18 protein-coding genes and 1 pseudogene are annotated in these 15,981 nt (G+C 63.1%); 10 read left to right on the top strand and 9 right to left on the bottom strand.

Annotated elements, in window-relative coordinates; all coding sequences use genetic code 11:
- The 4 genes and pseudogenes from BV95_RS24025 to BV95_RS10395 form a co-directional block, all read left to right on the top strand.
- Positions 1 to 487, top strand: a pseudogene (locus tag BV95_RS24025) (hypothetical protein); the annotation flags it as partial.
- A gap of 115 nt (positions 488 to 602) precedes the next feature.
- The gene (locus BV95_RS10405; RefSeq protein WP_037451066.1) at positions 603 to 815 is read left to right on the top strand and encodes a hypothetical protein; all 213 of its coding nucleotides are present in this window, start codon (positions 603 to 605) and stop codon (positions 813 to 815) included.
- Positions 816 to 988: 173 nt separating this feature from the next.
- Positions 989 to 1,330 (top strand): glycine zipper 2TM domain-containing protein, encoded by a 342-nt coding sequence (locus tag BV95_RS10400; protein ID WP_037451063.1) that lies wholly within the window; start codon positions 989 to 991, stop codon positions 1,328 to 1,330.
- 61 nt (positions 1,331 to 1,391) lie between these two features.
- Complete coding sequence (locus BV95_RS10395) at positions 1,392 to 2,321, top strand: IS1595 family transposase (protein WP_037451061.1); 930 nt, start codon at positions 1,392 to 1,394, stop codon at positions 2,319 to 2,321.
- 138 nt (positions 2,322 to 2,459) lie between these two features.
- Here the strand turns inward: BV95_RS10395 and BV95_RS10390 are convergent, their stop codons facing one another.
- The 5 genes from BV95_RS10390 to BV95_RS10370 form a co-directional block, all read right to left on the bottom strand.
- The gene (locus BV95_RS10390) at positions 2,460 to 3,542 is read right to left on the bottom strand and encodes a RelA/SpoT domain-containing protein (RefSeq protein ID WP_081873341.1); all 1,083 of its coding nucleotides are present in this window, start codon (positions 3,540 to 3,542) and stop codon (positions 2,460 to 2,462) included.
- A gap of 132 nt (positions 3,543 to 3,674) precedes the next feature.
- On the bottom strand, positions 3,675 to 4,607 hold the full coding sequence (locus tag BV95_RS10385) for an electron transfer flavoprotein subunit alpha/FixB family protein (RefSeq protein WP_013846105.1): 933 nt from the start codon (positions 4,605 to 4,607) through the stop codon (positions 3,675 to 3,677).
- Positions 4,604 to 5,353 (bottom strand): electron transfer flavoprotein subunit beta/FixA family protein, encoded by a 750-nt coding sequence (locus tag BV95_RS10380; RefSeq protein WP_037451086.1) that lies wholly within the window; start codon positions 5,351 to 5,353, stop codon positions 4,604 to 4,606. The genes BV95_RS10385 and BV95_RS10380 overlap by 4 nt, the downstream gene beginning before the upstream one ends.
- 125 nt (positions 5,354 to 5,478) lie before the next feature.
- Positions 5,479 to 6,678, bottom strand: coding sequence for an ADP-forming succinate--CoA ligase subunit beta (gene sucC / locus BV95_RS10375; RefSeq protein ID WP_037451058.1), 1,200 nt, complete (start codon positions 6,676 to 6,678; stop codon positions 5,479 to 5,481).
- A 139-nt stretch (positions 6,679 to 6,817) separates the two neighbouring features.
- Complete coding sequence (locus BV95_RS10370; protein ID WP_037451055.1) at positions 6,818 to 7,150, bottom strand: hypothetical protein; 333 nt, start codon at positions 7,148 to 7,150, stop codon at positions 6,818 to 6,820.
- A 67-nt stretch (positions 7,151 to 7,217) separates the two neighbouring features.
- Between BV95_RS10370 and BV95_RS10365 the strand changes: the two genes are divergently transcribed.
- On the top strand, positions 7,218 to 7,616 hold the full coding sequence (locus tag BV95_RS10365; RefSeq protein WP_037451052.1) for a low affinity iron permease family protein: 399 nt from the start codon (positions 7,218 to 7,220) through the stop codon (positions 7,614 to 7,616).
- 14 nt (positions 7,617 to 7,630) lie between these two features.
- Here BV95_RS10365 and BV95_RS10360 read toward each other — a convergent pair whose 3' ends face one another.
- The 3 genes from BV95_RS10360 to BV95_RS24535 all read right to left on the bottom strand — a co-directional run bounded on the left by BV95_RS10360 (position 7,631) and on the right by BV95_RS24535 (position 9,461).
- Positions 7,631 to 7,810 (bottom strand): hypothetical protein, encoded by a 180-nt coding sequence (locus BV95_RS10360; RefSeq protein WP_013846100.1) that lies wholly within the window; start codon positions 7,808 to 7,810, stop codon positions 7,631 to 7,633.
- Positions 7,811 to 7,962: 152 nt separating this feature from the next.
- On the bottom strand, positions 7,963 to 9,153 hold the full coding sequence (gene nhaA, locus BV95_RS10355; protein ID WP_037451047.1) for a Na+/H+ antiporter NhaA: 1,191 nt from the start codon (positions 9,151 to 9,153) through the stop codon (positions 7,963 to 7,965).
- Complete coding sequence (locus BV95_RS24535) at positions 9,147 to 9,461, bottom strand: hypothetical protein (protein ID WP_234703144.1); 315 nt, start codon at positions 9,459 to 9,461, stop codon at positions 9,147 to 9,149. Before BV95_RS24535 ends, nhaA begins: the two co-directional genes overlap by 7 nt.
- On the opposite strand from BV95_RS24535, the gene BV95_RS10350 reads away from it, so the two are divergent.
- The 5 genes from BV95_RS10350 to BV95_RS10330 all read left to right on the top strand — a co-directional run bounded on the left by BV95_RS10350 (position 9,348) and on the right by BV95_RS10330 (position 14,638).
- Positions 9,348 to 10,700: a glycosyl transferase family protein gene (locus tag BV95_RS10350; protein ID WP_234703143.1), complete on the top strand. Its 1,353-nt coding sequence runs from the start codon at positions 9,348 to 9,350 to the stop codon at positions 10,698 to 10,700. The two genes, BV95_RS24535 and BV95_RS10350, sit on opposite strands and share 114 nt — an antisense overlap.
- Positions 10,697 to 11,731, top strand: coding sequence for a hypothetical protein (locus tag BV95_RS10345; protein ID WP_037451041.1), 1,035 nt, complete (start codon positions 10,697 to 10,699; stop codon positions 11,729 to 11,731). The genes BV95_RS10350 and BV95_RS10345 overlap by 4 nt, the downstream gene beginning before the upstream one ends.
- A 49-nt stretch (positions 11,732 to 11,780) precedes the next feature.
- Positions 11,781 to 12,695: a sulfite exporter TauE/SafE family protein gene (locus tag BV95_RS10340; protein ID WP_037451037.1), complete on the top strand. Its 915-nt coding sequence runs from the start codon at positions 11,781 to 11,783 to the stop codon at positions 12,693 to 12,695.
- Positions 12,692 to 13,453 (top strand): TIGR02186 family protein, encoded by a 762-nt coding sequence (locus BV95_RS10335; protein WP_037451034.1) that lies wholly within the window; start codon positions 12,692 to 12,694, stop codon positions 13,451 to 13,453. Before BV95_RS10340 ends, BV95_RS10335 begins: the two co-directional genes overlap by 4 nt.
- 180 nt (positions 13,454 to 13,633) lie before the next feature.
- A complete protein-coding gene (locus BV95_RS10330; protein ID WP_037451033.1) occupies positions 13,634 to 14,638 on the top strand; it encodes a class 1 fructose-bisphosphatase in 1,005 nt (334 codons plus the stop codon).
- Positions 14,639 to 14,857: 219 nt separating this feature from the next.
- On the opposite strand, the gene BV95_RS10325 is transcribed toward BV95_RS10330, so the two are convergent.
- Positions 14,858 to 15,898: a rod shape-determining protein gene (locus BV95_RS10325; protein ID WP_037451030.1), complete on the bottom strand. Its 1,041-nt coding sequence runs from the start codon at positions 15,896 to 15,898 to the stop codon at positions 14,858 to 14,860.
- Positions 15,899 to 15,981: the final 83 nt, after the last annotated feature.

Here is a 15,981-nt window from a genome sequence, read left to right as displayed (position 1 = left end):
CCACGAACCCGACCCGCTCGACCCCCCGCCCGCCGTCGCGGAAGCCGCCGCCGCGCTGTCGCCGGGCGCCTCCGCCGCGCTTTTCGTCGCGGCGCGCATGGCGCTGAGCGAGGGCCACAAGGCCCCTCCCTACCCCCTCGATGAACGGTGTGAACTTCGCCCGCTTTTCGTGGCCAGGGGCAGCCTTCCGCCGGAACAGGCCGCCGCCCGGCTGCGCGGCATATGGTGGGACGAGACGGGGGAAGCCTGGCGCACCGACTATCCCGCGCCGCCCGGCTTCGACGGCTATGAAAGCACCGCCCCCTACGACATTGACGATTATGAGCGCGACCTGACCGCGCAGGAGGAAGAGGCGCTCGCCATCCGGGAGGAGGCGGAGCGCATCCCCTATGAACATGCCGCCGCCCGCGCCCGCGACGCCTTCTTCGGCTTTTCCGCGCTGGAGGGAGCCGCGCTGGAAGGGGCCACGCTGGAAGAGGCGGCATGACCGCCCCCGCTCCTTGCATCGACCGCCCCGCTCGACCCGTCGCACAACGCCGGAACCGATCCCGGCGGGCGCGGTTATCCATGCAAAATCCCCACGGAACAAGGAGCCAAACCCCATGATCCGCACCCTGATCTTCGGCGCGATCGCCGGCTATGTCGGCAAGAAACTCTATGACGAAGGCAAGCTGACCGAATTCAAGGACGACCTCGTCGCCCGCTACAACCAGGCCAAGACCGACCTCGACCAGCGCCGCGACGACGAAGGCGCCGCTTCCGGTCCGGGCACGCCGACGGCCCCCGCCGTCAGCCCCGCGCCGCTGGTGTCCTGACCCGCATATCAACCCCTTTTCCAGCGGGCGATAACCCTCTCACCGCTGGCATCACTGCCCGCCCGGTTGCCTTTCCCCCCTTTTGGCGGCCGCGGCGGGCAGACTATTTCGCGCAACTTCTGCCCCCCGAAAGCATTATTCCAAACGCAGGGATAAATGAGGAGAGAAGAACCATGCGCACCCCCCTATTGGCAGCGGCGCTGCTGGCCATGCCGCTGACGGCCTGCGTTTCCGACGGCGACGGCAGCCGCTACGGCTATGACCGCCCCAGCTACGGCAACCGCACCGGCCGTCCCATTGGCGAGAACGACTATATCTACCGCGACAATGACGGCCGCTATTATTGCAAGCGCGACGACGGCACCACCGGCACGATCGTCGGCGCGATAGCGGGAGGCGTATTGGGCAACATCATCGCGCCGGGCGGTTCCAAGACGCTGGGCACCATCATCGGCGGCGCAGGCGGCGCTCTGGCTGGCCGCGCCATCGACAAGAATGATGTCCGCTGCGAATAGAGGACAAAGAAAAGGCGCTATTATACTTGACGTACCCACTTATTGGGAGTAGGTAAAATGAATGACCAGCGCCCTTTCTGCTCCACACTTCCACAACGAAGAAGCCGCTTACGCTTATGTTGAGGCGCGCATCTGGCCCGAAGGTCCGGTCTGCCCGCATTGCGGCGGCGTGGAGCGCGTCAGCAAGATGCAGGGCAAGAGTACTCGCGTTGGCGCGTATAAGTGCTACCAGTGCCGCAAGCCCTTCACCGTCAAGATCGGCACCATCTTCGAGGACAGCAAGGTCGCCATGCACATCTGGCTGCAGGCGATGTATCTGATTGCTGGCAGCAAGAAGGGCGTATCGAGCAACCAACTCCACCGGACACTTGGCGTTACCCTTAAAACGGCTTGGTTCATGGCGCATCGCATCCGTGAAGCGATGCGCTCAGACGGGGGCGACATGTTTGGAACTGGCGGCGGTGTCGTTGAAGTGGATGAAACCTTCATCGGCAATCTGAAAGGCGTCGAGAAGAAGCGCGCCTTCCACCACAAAATGAAGGTTCTCGCGTTGGTGGACCGCGACAGCAGGAGGGCGCGCACCATGGTCATCGAGAACGTGAATGCCACGACACTTATGCCCATCGTCCTCGACAACGTGGCTCGTGAGGCTCGCGTGATGACCGATGAACACAGCGGCTATCGTGATATGGGCAAGTTCTTCGCCGCCCATGGCACAACCAGCCACGGCAAGGGTCAATATGTCGATCTCACCGACCGCACCGTGCACAGCAACACCGTCGAGGGCTATTTTAGCATATTCAAGCGGGGCATGAAGGGGGTGTACCAGTTATGCAGCGAGCGACACCTACATCGTTACCTTGCCGAATTTGAGTTTCGCTATAACAATCGCATAGCGCTCGGCTGTAATGATGCTGACCGCGCCGATGCGCTGTTATCAGGTGTCATCGGGAAGCGGCTAACGTACAATCCAGTTGGTGGGATCGCATAATGCCGAAGAGAAAAACACCACTGACGGTGGAGGAGCAGGCAGAGAAATTTGTCAAAGCCGTTCGCGACATGGAGGCCGCTGGAGAACTAAACCCCACCGAGGCAGATGAAGCTTTCGAGCGGGCGCTTTCCGGGGTCGCTAAGTTGCGTCGGGAATGGCTAGGTGAGGAATCGGATCAGGAAAATCACCCTTGATGATCCTATCCACTAGCCGGGCAAATAGCGCTGTATCGAGGAAGTAGTTCGGATAGGCACGCTTAAGCGCGCTAATGTCTGCCACCGACACAAGAACGACTTGCATGCGTGAATCGTCGGGGATTTGGCTTTCTAACTGAGTGTATTGCGCGTTTGCCTCAGCGGATTCCTTAGCTTTGTATCGCCGAACCGTGACCCTCCCTGCATCCGGGTCGAGGTTGACGATGAAGTATTTTGCATCCTTGGCCGAACCAAGCGTGTCGAGCGTAGTGTTGTAAGCGCGGAGCATGTCACGCGCCCGCAGCTTGTTGGCGAGGGCGATTAGTTCATTAACCAGTTCTAGCTTCCTGCTCGGCGTGCCAGGGACGCAAGGCGTCCCCTCCATCGCCGCGATTGCTGAACTCATGAGCGCGAAAAAGCGGAGCCAATCCTGATCGCCTTGGTTGGACTTCAGCGCCTGCCGGGTGAATATGCCTACTGCTTCAACAGCCGTTGCCCATGCATGCTGATATTGCGTTCTAATCTGAACCTCGACGCGAAGGCCGTTGTAAGCCTTAGTGGCTACCGTGCCGACATACTCATAAACCAAATGAAATGAGCGATACCCGTCCGCCTTGGGGTGGAGAATATAATCCTTTTCATTCCGAAACTTATGATCGAACTGGCCGGTCTTGTAAGCCTGCACAAGCTTGTAAACTTGAGGAAGGCGGGAGAACACGGCACGGCAACCGGCGATATCTTGCATCTGTGTCATGCGCATAGTCGGCTTACCGACCAACTTGCGATGGATTGAGTCGAGCCGTTTAGCGCGCTGAGCAATAATAACCTTCCGCTCGATCCTGCGGGCTCGATGGCGAAGAGTGATCTGGAACGTGTTGAGTGGGTAAGCGTGGGCCGAACGCCAGTTATTGATGACCGCAAGCGCCTTGAAGCCCTCACTGGTTACGACCGGGAACTCCATTTTTTGGAGCGCTTTCCCTGCGCCATTCACTTCCTCTGGTTTATGCTCCGGTACTGCCCACGCCATACTGATCCCCGATTCTAGGGCTTCCTGTTAGATGATTAACGCTCAGGTGGGTACGGCAAATATAATAACGCCAAGAAAAAGGGCGCGGACCCAAAGGCCCGCGCCCTCCTTTAAACCTTGGGGGGAAACCCCTTACAGCTTTTCGACGAGTTCCGGCACCACCTTGAACAGGTCGCCGACCAGCCCGATGTCCGCCACCTGGAAGATCGGCGCATCCTCATCCTTGTTGATGGCGATGATGGTCTTGCTGTCCTTCATGCCCGCCAGATGCTGGATCGCGCCGGAAATGCCGACGGCGATATAGACTTCCGGCGCGACGATCTTGCCGGTCTGCCCGACCTGATAGTCGTTCGGAACATAACCCGCGTCGACCGCAGCACGGCTCGCACCCACGGCCGCGCCCAGCTTGTCCGCCAGCGGGAAGATGGTCGCCTCGAACGTCTCGCCGTCCTTCAGCGCGCGACCGCCCGAAACGATGACCTTGGCCGAAGTCAGTTCCGGACGCTCCAGCTTGGCGATCTCGGCCCCAACGAAGGAGGAAATGCCCTTGTCGCCCGTCGAAGCCACCGCCTCGACAGCCCCGTTGCCGCCTTCCTTGGCCGCCTTCTCGAAAGCCGTGCCGCGAACGGTGATGACCTTCTTGGCGTCCTTCGACTTGACCGTCGCAATGGCGTTGCCGGCATAGATCGGACGAGTGAACGTATCCGCGCCCTCGACCGACAAAATGTCGCTGATCTGCATCACGTCGAGCAGAGCGGCGACACGCGGCGCGATATTCTTGCCGTTGCTGGTGGCAGGCGCGACGAACGCGTCATGATGGCCCATCAGCTCAACGACCAGCGGCGCGACATTCTCGGCCAGCGCATGGCCGAAAGCGGCGTCATCCGCGACATGGACCTTGCCCACGCCAGCGATCCTGGCGGCTTCGGCGGCAACACCGTCCACGCCCTGACCCGCGACCAGCAGATGCACTTCGCCCAGCTTCGACGCGGCGGTGACGGCGGAAAGGGTCGCGTCCTTGACGACGCCACCCTCATGTTCAACCCAAACGAGCGTCTTCGTCATGCTGCAACTCCCAGAGCCTTGAGCTTCGCCACCAGTTCATCGACATCGGCCACCTTCACGCCAGCCGAACGCTTGGCCGGTTCAGCCACCGACAGCGTTTCCAGACGCGGCGAAATATCCACGCCATAATCGGCGGGCGCCTTGGTCGCGAGCGGCTTGCTCTTCGCCTTCATGATGTTGGGCAGCGAAGCATAGCGCGGCTCGTTCAGACGCAGGTCAGTGGTGACGATCGCCGGAACGTTCAGCTTCACCGTCTCCAGACCGCCGTCGACTTCGCGGGTCACGCTGACCTTGTTGCCCTCGACCTCCACCTTGCTGGCGAAGGTGCCCTGCGGCAGGCCCAGCAGAGCCGCCAGCATCTGGCCGGTCTGGTTGCTGTCGTCGTCAATCGCCTGCTTGCCCAGGATGATCAGGCCAGCGCCCTCCTCTTCCTGCACCTTGGCGAGCAGCTTGGCCACGCCCAGCGGTTCGACCTCATCGTCGGTCTGGATCAGGATCGCCCGATCCGCGCCCATCGCCAGCGCCGTGCGCAGCGTTTCCTGCGCCTTGGCGACGCCGATAGACACCGCGACCACCTCGGTCGCCACGCCCTTTTCCTTCAGGCGAATGGCTTCCTCGACCGCAATCTCGTCAAAGGGGTTCATGGACATCTTGACGTTCGCCAGATCGACGCCCGTCCCATCCGCCTTCACCCGCGGCTTCACATTATAGTCAATCACCCGCTTCACGGGCACAAGGATCTTCATCTCCAACATCCTTTCTTCATTCACGCCAATCCGCATAAGCCGGGAGCAAATGCGAACACGGGCGCGGGCAGCCCGTTCCCGGACCACCCGCACCCTTTGGTGTCTTGTTCAGGCGAAAAGCTGCGTCAGGCCGCCTTCCTCACTTCCGCCACGATCTTCTTGGCCGCGTCGCCCAGATCGTCCGCCGGGACGATGGCCAGGCCCGAAGCGGCCAGAATGTCCTTGCCCTGCTGGACGTTCGTGCCTTCCAGGCGGACGACCAGCGGAACCGACAGGTTCACTTCCTTCGCGGCGGCGACGATGCCCTCGGCAATGATGTCGCACTTCATGATACCGCCGAAGATGTTGACGAGAATGCCCTTCACCGCCGGGTCCTTCAGAATGATCTTGAAGGCCGCGGTCACCTTTTCCTTGTTGGCGCCGCCGCCGACGTCCAGGAAGTTGGCGGGGAATTCGCCGTTCAGCTTGATGATGTCCATGGTCGCCATGGCCAGGCCCGCGCCGTTCACCATGCAGCCGATGTTGCCGTCCAGCTTGATGTAGGCCAGGTCATATTCCGAAGCCTCGACTTCCGCCGGGTCTTCCTCGGTCAGGTCGCGCAGTTCAGCGATGTCCTTGTGACGGAACATGGCGTTGCCGTCGAAACCGACCTTGGCGTCCAGCACCAGCAGGTTGCCCTGCTCGGTCAGCGCCAGCGGGTTGACTTCGATCTGCTCGGCATCGGTGTCCAGGAACGCGGCGTAGAGCGACGAGGCGACCTTGGCGGCCTGCTTTGCCTGGTCGCCGGAGAGGCCCAGCGCGGCGGCCACGGCGCGGCCGTGGTGCGGCTGAAAGCCCGAAGCGGGGTCGACAGAGAAGCTGTGGATCTTCTCAGGGGTCGAATGGGCGACCTCTTCAATGTCCATGCCGCCTTCGGTCGACACGACGAAGGCAACGCGGCTGCTGGCGCGGTCGACCAGCAGGGCCAGGTAGAATTCCTTGGCGATGTCAGCGCCGTCGGTGATGTAGAGGCGGTTGACCTGCTTGCCCGCTTCGCCGGTCTGGATGGTGACCAGCGTGTTGCCCAGCATGTCGGTGGCGTGCGCCTTCACCTCGTCCAGGTTGAAGGCCAGGCGGACGCCACCCTTCGCGTCAGGGCTGAGTTCCTTGAACTTGCCCTTGCCGCGGCCACCGGCGTGGATCTGCGACTTCACGACATAGAGCGGCCCAGGCAGCTTCTTGGCGGCCTCGACGGCTTCCTCGACGGAGAAGGCGGCATAACCGGCGGCGATCGGCGCGCCATATTTCGCCAGCAATTCCTTCGCCTGATATTCGTGGATGTTCATGGGGCTCGCCCGTCCTTTCCGCTGAAACTCGATTTCGAGCGGCTAAGCACAGGCAAAGGGGCAACGCCAGCAGATTTCGCAAAACGACTTTGCAAAATTGCAAAACTTTTGCGAAGCGATGCCCCGCTTTATTGCGAAATCAACGGTCCATGGCGCAGATGATCGCCGCCTTGCTGGTCACGGCGAATATCTCCGGGTCCTCCAGCGCGCGGACTTTGTAGAGGAAACGGTCGACCGTCATGTCGCCCATGTGGGACTTGCGAAGCGATGCCAGCGACTGGAGCCTGCGCAGTTGCGGCACGCTCAGCCGATCCACCATCCTTTCGGCCATGCAGCCGGCCATGGGCGGCGACAATCCCGCGTCGATCAGCCCGGCGCGCACCCGCGATTCGGGCGACACCGTCGCACAGGATGCCAGAAGAAGCGAAGCGGCAAGCCCGCAGGCCAGCGAACGGAGAGGGATGGTCGTCATCGCGCCTTCATGGCAAGCAAGGGCTGAACAGAAGCTAAATGCGAACACGCCCTGGGAGAAAAGAGAGATGGACAGGATTTTCACGGCCTTCGCGCACAGGATCGCAAGCTGGTCGGGCCAACCCGCCGCCTTCATCCTGGCGGTCATGGTGATCCTGGGCTGGATCGTGACCGGGCCGATCTTCCATTATTCCGACACGTGGCAGCTTATCATCAACACCGGCACGACCATCGTCACATTCCTGATGGTCTTCCTGATCCAGAATGCGCAAAATCGCGACGGCTCCGCCATACAGGCGAAGATGGACGAACTGATCCGCGCCATCGAAACGGCGCGGAACGAATTCATCGGCATCGAACATCTGACGGAGGCGGAATTGGAGAAGATCAAATCCGTTCTTGAGCAGGAATGCGGCGATGACATGACGCACCGCCAATCTATCGACCGCCTGATCCGGAGGTTGTGACCGTCTCTCGCGCGCTAATGCGCCAGATCGACCAGCTTTTCATTCTCGCGCCTATAGGCGTCGATCCGATTGGTATAGCCGCGGGCAAGACCCTCATAAGCTTCCCGGCCCTTCACAGACCGGCTCATTTGCGCGCGGATCAATGCAACTTGCTGCCTGTGCAGCAGATAGTTGACATCCATCTCCCCATTCATATTCACCCTCCTACCTGATCGCTGAAAAGAGATTGGTGGGGTTCGCATTGCATGCGAGTCGCTCTACGGCCGGTGGAAGATAGCATCGCGCCTAGCGCCATGCGATTCCATCCGGCGCATGGCTAGAGCGGTCTGACGGATAATCCAGCCGCTCAAATGCGCCTGGCGCTTCGCAAGACGAGATAGCCCGCGACGGCGGAAAGCAGCGAACCTGCCAGAATGCCGATCTTCGCCTGTTCGACCAACTCGGCGGAACCGGGAAATGCCAGGGCACCGATAAAGAGGCTCATGGTGAAGCCGATGCCGCAGAGCAGCGCCATGCCATAAATCTGCGCCCAACTCGCCCCGGCGGGCCGTTCCGCGATCCGCCAGCGGTCCGCCAGCCAGATTCCGCCGAAGATGCCGATCTGCTTCCCCACGAACAGACCGGCGGCGACGCCCAGCGGCAGCGGCGCGAGCAGCGCACCAAGCGCCGCGCCGTCCAGCGGCACGCCCGCATTCACGAAACCGAACAGCGGCACGATCAGATAGGCGCTCCATGGATGCACCGCATGTTCCAGGCGATGCAGCGGGCTGTCGGCGGCATCTGGCGCACCGGGGCTGGGCTTGATGGGGATGAACATCGCCGTCAGCACGCCCGACACCGTCGCATGCACGCCCGAAAGCAGGGTGAAATACCATAAGGCCGCAAAAGCGAGCAGATAGGGCGCAAGCCTGCGGACGCCGAGCCGGTTGAGTCCCCACATCAGCAGCAGCGCGGCGGCCGCACCCGCCAGCGCGGGAAGATCGATGCCCTGCGTATAGGCAAGCGCGATGATCGCGACCGCCCCCATATCGTCGACGATCGCAATCGCCGTCAGCATCAGCTTCAAGGAGGCTGGCACCCGACGCCCAAGCAGCGCCACCACCCCGATGGCAAAGGCGATGTCCGTCGCCGCCGGAATGGCCCAGCCGCTGGCGAGTCGCGGCTGCCCCGCGACGACGGCAAGATAGAGGCAGGCTGGCACTACCATCCCCGCCGCCGCCGCGATGAACGGCAATCGCCTGCGTTCCCAGGTCGAAAGGCCACCGTCGATCATCTCCCGCTTGATCTCCAGCCCGACGAGCAGGAAGAAGATCGCCATCAACCCGTCATTGACCCACAGATGGACCGTCATGCGGCCAAGGCTGGGCTTCAGTTCCGGGCCGATCCCGGCATGGACGAAGGCGTGATAGAAATGCCCGGCCGCTGCCGACAAATTGGCGAACAGCATCGCCATGGCAGCGGCCGCCATCAGCAAAACCGCACCGCCTGCTTCACTGGTCAAGAAATCGCGCAGCACCGACGGCGGGCGTTTCACCATGACTGCTTTCTCCCGAACCGCATCCCTTTACGAAATGGCGGCGGCAGATCAAATCGATAAATATTTTCGCTATCGAAACGAAGAAGCTGTTTTAGAATCAATTCCTTGCTGCCATAGCTCCTGCTCAGGGGCAAAATGGGGCTTAAGCCGTGGGGGAAATGGTCTTCGCATTTCTGGCGAGGGTTCATCATGAAATTCTGCTCTTCGCGGCAGTTGGTCTGGCAATCGGCGGCATAGACGATTTCATCATAGACATGGTCTTCCTGTGTCGCAGTCTGTGGCGCAGGTTGATTGTCTATTCCCGCCATACCCGCATGACGACCGCCACCCTTCCCGCCTCCCCGCAGCCGGGCCGCATCGCCATTTTCATCCCCGCCTGGCAGGAAGCGGACGTGATCGGGCCGATGCTGCGCAACGCGCTCGCCCAGTGGGGAAATCACGACTATCGCATCTTCGCCGGCGTCTATCCCAACGATCGCGCGACATGGGATGCCGTGGCGTCCCTGGCCGCCGGGGAAGAGCGCGTGATCCTGTGCGTCAACGAGCGGCACGGGCCGACAACCAAGGCCGATTGCCTCAACGCCGCATGGCGCACGATGTTGAGCGAGGAGGAACGCACCGGCATGCGTTTCAAGGCCATCGCATTGCACGATGCGGAAGATGTGGTCCATCGCGACGAAATCCGCCTGTTCGACGTGATGATAGACCGGTTCCAGCTCATTCAGCTTCCGGTTCTGCCCCTGACCGGGCGCGGCGGCTGGTGGGCAAGGACCATTGCCAATCATTATGGAGACGAATTTGCGGAGAGCCACGGCAAAGCCCTGACGGTGCGAGAGGCCATGGGCGCTTCCATGCCGTCAGCCGGGGTCGCCTGCGCCTTCGAACGCACCATGCTGGAGCGGCTGGTGAACCCGGCCAATGGCGGACCGTTCGACCCCGTATCGCTGACCGAGGATTATGAGGTCGGCCTGCGCATCGGCAATATGGGCGGGCGCGGCGTGTTCATCCGCATGCGCGACAGCGACGGCAGGTTGGTCGCGACCAGGGAATATTTTCCCGACAGCCTGAAGGATGCCGTCAAGCAGAAGGCGCGCTGGATCGTCGGCATATCGCTCGCCGGGTGGGACCGCATGGGATGGCAGGGCGGCCCGGCCGAATGGTGGATGCGCATGCGCGACCGCGCCGCCGCCCTTTCCGCCTTCGTCCTGTTCACCGCCTATCTGGCGCTGCTGCTATGGGGCGTGCTGCTGGTGGGAAGCCTGTTCAGCGCCTTCTCCGTGCCCCGACCCACGCCGATGGTCGAGGCGTTGTTGTGGATCGATTTCGCCTTCATGACCTGGCGCATGGCGATGCGCGCCGTCTTTTCCGGAATGACCTATGGCTGGGCATTCGGGCTGGCGGCGATACCGCGCACCTTTATCGCCAACATCATCGCGATGATGGCGGCCCGGCGCGCGATATTCCTGTATCTCCAGTCGCTGATCGGCAGGCCGCTGACATGGGACAAGACGCGGCATCGCTTTCCCGACCTGGAATCCCCGGCATGAACGAAGCCGCCAGCGGACGGCCGATCCGGTTCCTCGGCCTCGTCATGATAGGCTGGGCCGCGATCCGCCTGGCCAGCCAGTGGAGCGATCTCTTCGGAGAAATCAGGGAGGATGGCGGCGCAGGCGTTTTCCATCCTACCGCCTATTCGAAGAACGGGCCTGCTCTGGTGAAAAGGAAAGGCCTGTCGGCGCGGCGGACCATCGCGGCGCCCAGGACGGAGCCTGCGCGCATCGTCCTGACGACTCATTTTCCGGCGCCTCCAGCGGCTGACCTGGCGACGGGTTCCAAGGCCGCCGCCATTCCCGCCCGGCGGGCGGAGGATGAGACCATTGAAACCCCTCCCGCAATCCATCCCGCTCCCGCTGTGCCCCCGACCCATCCCGCGGGCATGGGTCGTTGGCACGGCAGCGCATGGCTGTTGTGGCGAAACGGAAGCGCCACGCGAGCCGAAGCCGCGACAGGAGGCAGGCTCGGCGGTTCGCAGGCGGGCGTCCGCCTCGATTTCGACCTGACGCCCCATGCCTCCGGCCGAATAACCGCCTATGGCAGGGCCAGCGCCGCCTTGAACCGCCCGGCTTCTCCCGAAGGGGCGATGGGCCTTGCCTGGCGACCGACGCGCAGCCTGCCGATCAGCTTCGCGGCCGAACGGCGGATCGCACTGGGCAAAGGCGGACGCAACGCCAATGCGGTGATGGCCGTGGGCGGCTTCGGGCCGGTGCAGGTCGTGCCGTCGCTGGAGGTCGAAACCTATGCGCAGGGCGGCATGGTCGGTTTCCGGTCGCGCGACCGCTTCGTCGACGGCAAGATATCGCTGCTCTCACCGGTCAGCCATTCGCCCTTGCGGATCGGCGCCAGCCTTTCCGGCGGCGCGCAGCCGCAGGTCGAGCGGCTGGATATCGGGCCGGAACTTCAGCTCCGCCTGCCTCTCCAGCCTGCCGGGGCAAGGCTGGGCGTCGAATGGCGGGAACGGATCGCAGGGCAGGCTGCGCCCGCTTCAGGCCTCGCCCTTACGCTGGGGGCGGATTTTTAAGCGGGAGCGCCTTTATCTCCGCGCATATTGGGCTTAACCCGATAAATGCATGGATCTCTATCTGCCCATCGCCAACCTGTCGGTGAATGCGCTGGTCATCATTGCCCTGGGCGGCGTGGTGGGCCTGCTGTCGGGCATGTTCGGGGTCGGCGGCGGATTCCTGACCACGCCGCTGCTGATCTTCTACGGCATCCCGCCCACCGTCGCCGCCGCCTCCGCCGCCAGCCAGGTCACCGGCGCCAGCGTGTCGGGCGTCGTCACGCACATGTCGCGGGGCACGGTGGATTTCCGCATGGGCGGCGTGCTGATCGCGGGCGGCGTGGTGGGGGCGGGCCTGGGCGTGCTGATCTTCCGGCTGCTGCAGGCCATCGGCCAGATCGATACGGTGATCGGCATCCTCTACGTGCTGCTGCTGGGCGGCATCGGTTCGCTGATGGCCAAGGAATCGATCCAGGCGCTGATCGCGCTCAAGACCGGCAGGAAGATCCAGGCGCGGAAAAGGCGGCACCATCCGCTGGTCGCGGCCATGCCGATGCGCTGGCGCTTCTATCGCTCCGGCCTCTATATCTCGCCGCTGGCGCCGCTGCTGCTGGGCATGGCGACGGGCATCCTCACCATGTTGCTGGGCGTGGGCGGCGGTTTCATCCTGGTTCCGGCCATGCTTTACCTGCTGGGCATGACGACCCAGTCGGTGGTCGGCACGTCGCTGTTCCAGATATTGTTCGTGACCATGGCGACGACGATGATGCACGCCATGACGACCCATGCGGTCGATCTGGTGCTGGCGATGCTGCTGCTGATCGGCAGCGTGACCGGCGCGCAGGTGGGGACGCGCATCTCCATGACGATCCGGCCCGAATATCTGCGCATATTGCTGGCCGCCATCGTGCTGCTGGTGGCGGCGCGCATGGCGCTCGGCCTAGGGTTCCGGCCGGATGAAATCTATACGGTCGAATTGCGGTGAGGCGGCGGGCGCTCCTGGCCCTGACCCCCGCCCTGCTGCTGCTCTGCGCGGCGGACGAACCGATGCTGGTGCCCGACGTGTCTCAGCGCGATGTAGAGATACAATATAGCTTCACCGGCGCGGACCTGCTGCTGTTCGGCGCGATAGTCTATCCCGACGGACGGCGGCCGAAGAAGCCCGCCGACATCATGGTGGTGCTGAAAGGCCCCGACCAGTCGATCACCATGCGCGAGAAACAGAAGGTCGCGGGCATCTGGATCAATGCCGACAGCGCCCGCTTCCGTTCGGCTCCCAGCTTCTACGCCATCGCCTCCTCCCGGCCGATCGCCAGGGTGGTCGATGAGCGGACGGCGGCAATCTACGAAATGGGCGTGGACAAGCTCCAGCTATCCCCCTCCTCCCTCAACGACAGCGCGGAACTGGACCGGTTCCAGAAGGGGCTGATCGACCTGCGCGAACGCGCCGGCCTCTATGTCGAGCGGCCGGGCACGGTGGAGATCACGGACGGCGTGCTTTACCGGGCGCGGCTGCCGCTGTCGGCGCGGGTGATCGTGGGCAATTATACGGCGGAAACCTTCCTGGTGCAGGACGGCCGGGTCGTGGCGGCTGCGGTGCGCGACATCACCATCCGCAAATCGGGGTTCGAACGCTTCATGGCGGTCGCGGCCGAACAATGGCCGTTCCTCTATGGCCTGGTCGCGATGATGCTGGCGGTCGGCATGGGCTGGGCCGCGGGCGCGATCGCCAGGCGGATTTGAAAAGCGGGAGCACGTCCGCGTTGCGCGACCAGTCCCGATGCGGGAACGGATCGCCCTTCATCACGTCCCCGTCATGAATTGGCGCTTTGCCAACAGCCGTCCCGACCGCTACGGCAGAACCCGATTCCCTGCATGGCGCGCACCCGCCCGCCATATTTTCCTTGAGCGAGTAAGCCGCCTATGTCCATCACCCTCACCCGCTTCCTGATCGAACAGCAAAGGGAGGCCAATGCCCTGCCGCCCGAACTGCGCCTGTTGATCGAAACCGTGGCGCGCGCGTGCAAGACGATCTGCCACAGCGTGTCCAAGGGTGCGCTGGGCGAAGTGCTGGGCAGCCTGGACAGCGAGAATGTGCAGGGCGAGGTTCAGAAGAAACTGGACGTGATCGCCAACGAACTGCTGCTGGACGCCAATGAATGGGGCGGGCACCTCGCCGCCATGGCTTCGGAGGAGATGGAGACCATCCATCGCATCCCCAACCGTTACCCCAAGGGCGAATATCTGCTGCTGTTCGATCCGATCGACGGGTCCAGCAATATCGACGTGGACCTGAGCGTCGGCACCATCTTCTCCGTTCTGAAGGCGCCGGAGGAATGTTCAGGCCGCGAAGTGACCGAACAGGATTTCCTCCAGCCCGGCACGCAGCAGGTCGCGGCGGGCTATGCGATCTACGGGCCCCAGACGCTGCTGGTGCTGACCATCGGCACGGGGGTCTATGAATTCACGCTGGACCGGGAAATCGGCTCCTGGCGGATGACCGACGGGCCGATGCAGATGCCGCAGGGCAATGCCGAATTCGCCATCAACATGGCGCGGCGGCGGCAATGGTCGCCCGGCATCGCCCGCTATATCGAGGAGCGGATCAAGGGCACCGAAGGCCCGCTGGGCAAGGATTACAACATGCGCTGGACCGCTTCGATGGTGGCGGACGTGCATCGTGTCCTGAAGCGGGGCGGGATTTTCCTCTATCCCGCCGATAACCGCTATGCCGACAAGGCGAAGCTGCGGCTGATGTATGAGGCGAACCCCATGTCCTTCCTAATCGAACAGGCGGGTGGCGCGGCGAGCACCGGGCATGCCCGGATCATGGATGTGAAGCCGACCGGACTGCACCAGCGTGTCGGCGTCGTGCTGGGCGACAAGGCCGAGGTGGAAACCGTCGTCGCCTACGGCCGGGAGGGGTAATGCACGACAACTGAGCGATCCCCCATTCCTCCCTACGCGAAGCGTGGGGAGGGTCGAAGAGAGGCGCGTGACTCTCTTCGACGCTCGCGAAGCGAGTGGTGGGGAAATTCGGAGGTCGCGCCTATTCCCCTCCACCACCGCTTTCAGCGGCGGTCCCCCTCCCCATCTATCGATGGGGAGGAATAGGAGAGGTTCACTTCCTACCTCCTGTCGTACCTGTCAGGAAACCGCCAAAACCCCATCATAGGCACGGTCTTCCAGCGCCCGGCCCGCGCCCATCGCCACGCAGATCAGCGGCTTGTCCGCGACCGTGACCGGCAGGCCCGTCGCGTCCGACAAAGCTTCATCCAACCGCTGGAGCAGCGCGCCTCCCCCCGTCAGGGTAATCCCTTCCTCGATGATGTCGGCTGACAGTTCCGGCGCGGTCTGTTCCAGCGCGGTCAGCACCGCCATCTTGATCTGGCCGACCGGCTCCGACAGGGCGTCGGCGATCTCCGCCTCGCCTATCGTCATTTCCGAAGGGCGGCCGTTGACCAGATCCCGCCCCTTCACGACCATGCGGCGGCCTTCGCCTTCGGGCGGGGTAGCGGCGCCCAGTTCGCATTTCACCCGCTCCGACGTGGCTTCGCCGATCATCAGATTGTGCGTGCGCCGGATGTGGGATGCGATGGCGTCGTCCAGCCGGTCGCCACCGACCCGCGCCGAACTGCTGTAGGCGATGCCGCGCAGCGACAGGACCGCCACCTCCGTCGTGCCGCCGCCAATGTCGACCACCATCGCGCCCCTCGGCTCCGTGACGGGCAGGTCCGCGCCGATCGCGGCGGCCATGGGTTCCTCGATAAGCTGAACCTTGTACGCCCCGGCATTGGAGGCGGCGTCGCGCAGGGCGCGGCGTTCGACCATAGTGGAGCCGGTCGGCACGCAGATCACCACTTCATGGCGGCGGCCGAAGCGGCTGTGACCGTCCAGCGCCTTGTCCATGAAATGCTTGATCATCTGTTCGGCGACGTCGATGTCCGCAATCACTCCGTCGCGAAGGGGACGGATGGCCTGGATGCCGTTGGGCGTCTTGCCCATCATCAGCTTGGCTTCGTTGCCGACCACCTTGACCCTGCGCACGCCGTCGCGAGTCTCTATCGCGATGACGGAGGGTTCGTTGAGGACGATACCCCTGTCCCGCACATGGATGACCGTGTTGACGGTTCCCAGATCGATGGCCATGTCGCAGGCGGACGAGGAAAAGAGGCGCGGCAGCTTCATCGTTCTGGCAGGCAATCCATGCAGGGGGAGCGGGACGGCTTCCCCTGCATAGTCGCCTTGCCCGGCAGAAGGGGGCTGCGGCA

The organism is Sphingobium chlorophenolicum (assembly GCF_000722875.1).
Taxonomy (GTDB): Bacteria; Pseudomonadota; Alphaproteobacteria; order Sphingomonadales; family Sphingomonadaceae; genus Sphingobium; species Sphingobium chlorophenolicum.
Note: the sequence above shows the minus strand (reverse complement) of the source record. Positions and strands in the feature narration are given on the sequence as shown.

Bases quoted from the DNA above. Each gene is read 5' to 3' on its own strand.
- BV95_RS10405 (WP_037451066.1), top strand. From the start codon at position 603: ATGATCCGCACCCTGATCTTCGGCGCGATCGCCGGCTATGTCGGCAAG.
- BV95_RS10400 (WP_037451063.1), top strand. From the start codon at position 989: ATGCGCACCCCCCTATTGGCAGCGGCGCTGCTGGCCATGCCGCTGACG.
- BV95_RS10395 (WP_037451061.1), top strand. From the start codon at position 1,392: ATGACCAGCGCCCTTTCTGCTCCACACTTCCACAACGAAGAAGCCGCT.
- BV95_RS10390 (WP_081873341.1), bottom strand. From the start codon at position 3,542: ATGGCGTGGGCAGTACCGGAGCATAAACCAGAGGAAGTGAATGGCGCA.
- BV95_RS10385 (WP_013846105.1), bottom strand. From the start codon at position 4,607: ATGACGAAGACGCTCGTTTGGGTTGAACATGAGGGTGGCGTCGTCAAG.
- BV95_RS10380 (WP_037451086.1), bottom strand. From the start codon at position 5,353: ATGAAGATCCTTGTGCCCGTGAAGCGGGTGATTGACTATAATGTGAAG.
- sucC (WP_037451058.1), bottom strand. From the start codon at position 6,678: ATGAACATCCACGAATATCAGGCGAAGGAATTGCTGGCGAAATATGGC.
- BV95_RS10370 (WP_037451055.1), bottom strand. From the start codon at position 7,150: ATGACGACCATCCCTCTCCGTTCGCTGGCCTGCGGGCTTGCCGCTTCG.
- BV95_RS10365 (WP_037451052.1), top strand. From the start codon at position 7,218: ATGGACAGGATTTTCACGGCCTTCGCGCACAGGATCGCAAGCTGGTCG.
- BV95_RS10360 (WP_013846100.1), bottom strand. From the start codon at position 7,810: ATGAATGGGGAGATGGATGTCAACTATCTGCTGCACAGGCAGCAAGTT.
- nhaA (WP_037451047.1), bottom strand. From the start codon at position 9,153: ATGGTGAAACGCCCGCCGTCGGTGCTGCGCGATTTCTTGACCAGTGAA.
- BV95_RS24535 (WP_234703144.1), bottom strand. From the start codon at position 9,461: ATGGCGGGAATAGACAATCAACCTGCGCCACAGACTGCGACACAGGAA.
- BV95_RS10345 (WP_037451041.1), top strand. From the start codon at position 10,697: ATGAACGAAGCCGCCAGCGGACGGCCGATCCGGTTCCTCGGCCTCGTC.
- BV95_RS10340 (WP_037451037.1), top strand. From the start codon at position 11,781: ATGGATCTCTATCTGCCCATCGCCAACCTGTCGGTGAATGCGCTGGTC.
- BV95_RS10330 (WP_037451033.1), top strand. From the start codon at position 13,634: ATGTCCATCACCCTCACCCGCTTCCTGATCGAACAGCAAAGGGAGGCC.
- BV95_RS10325 (WP_037451030.1), bottom strand. From the start codon at position 15,898: ATGAAGCTGCCGCGCCTCTTTTCCTCGTCCGCCTGCGACATGGCCATC.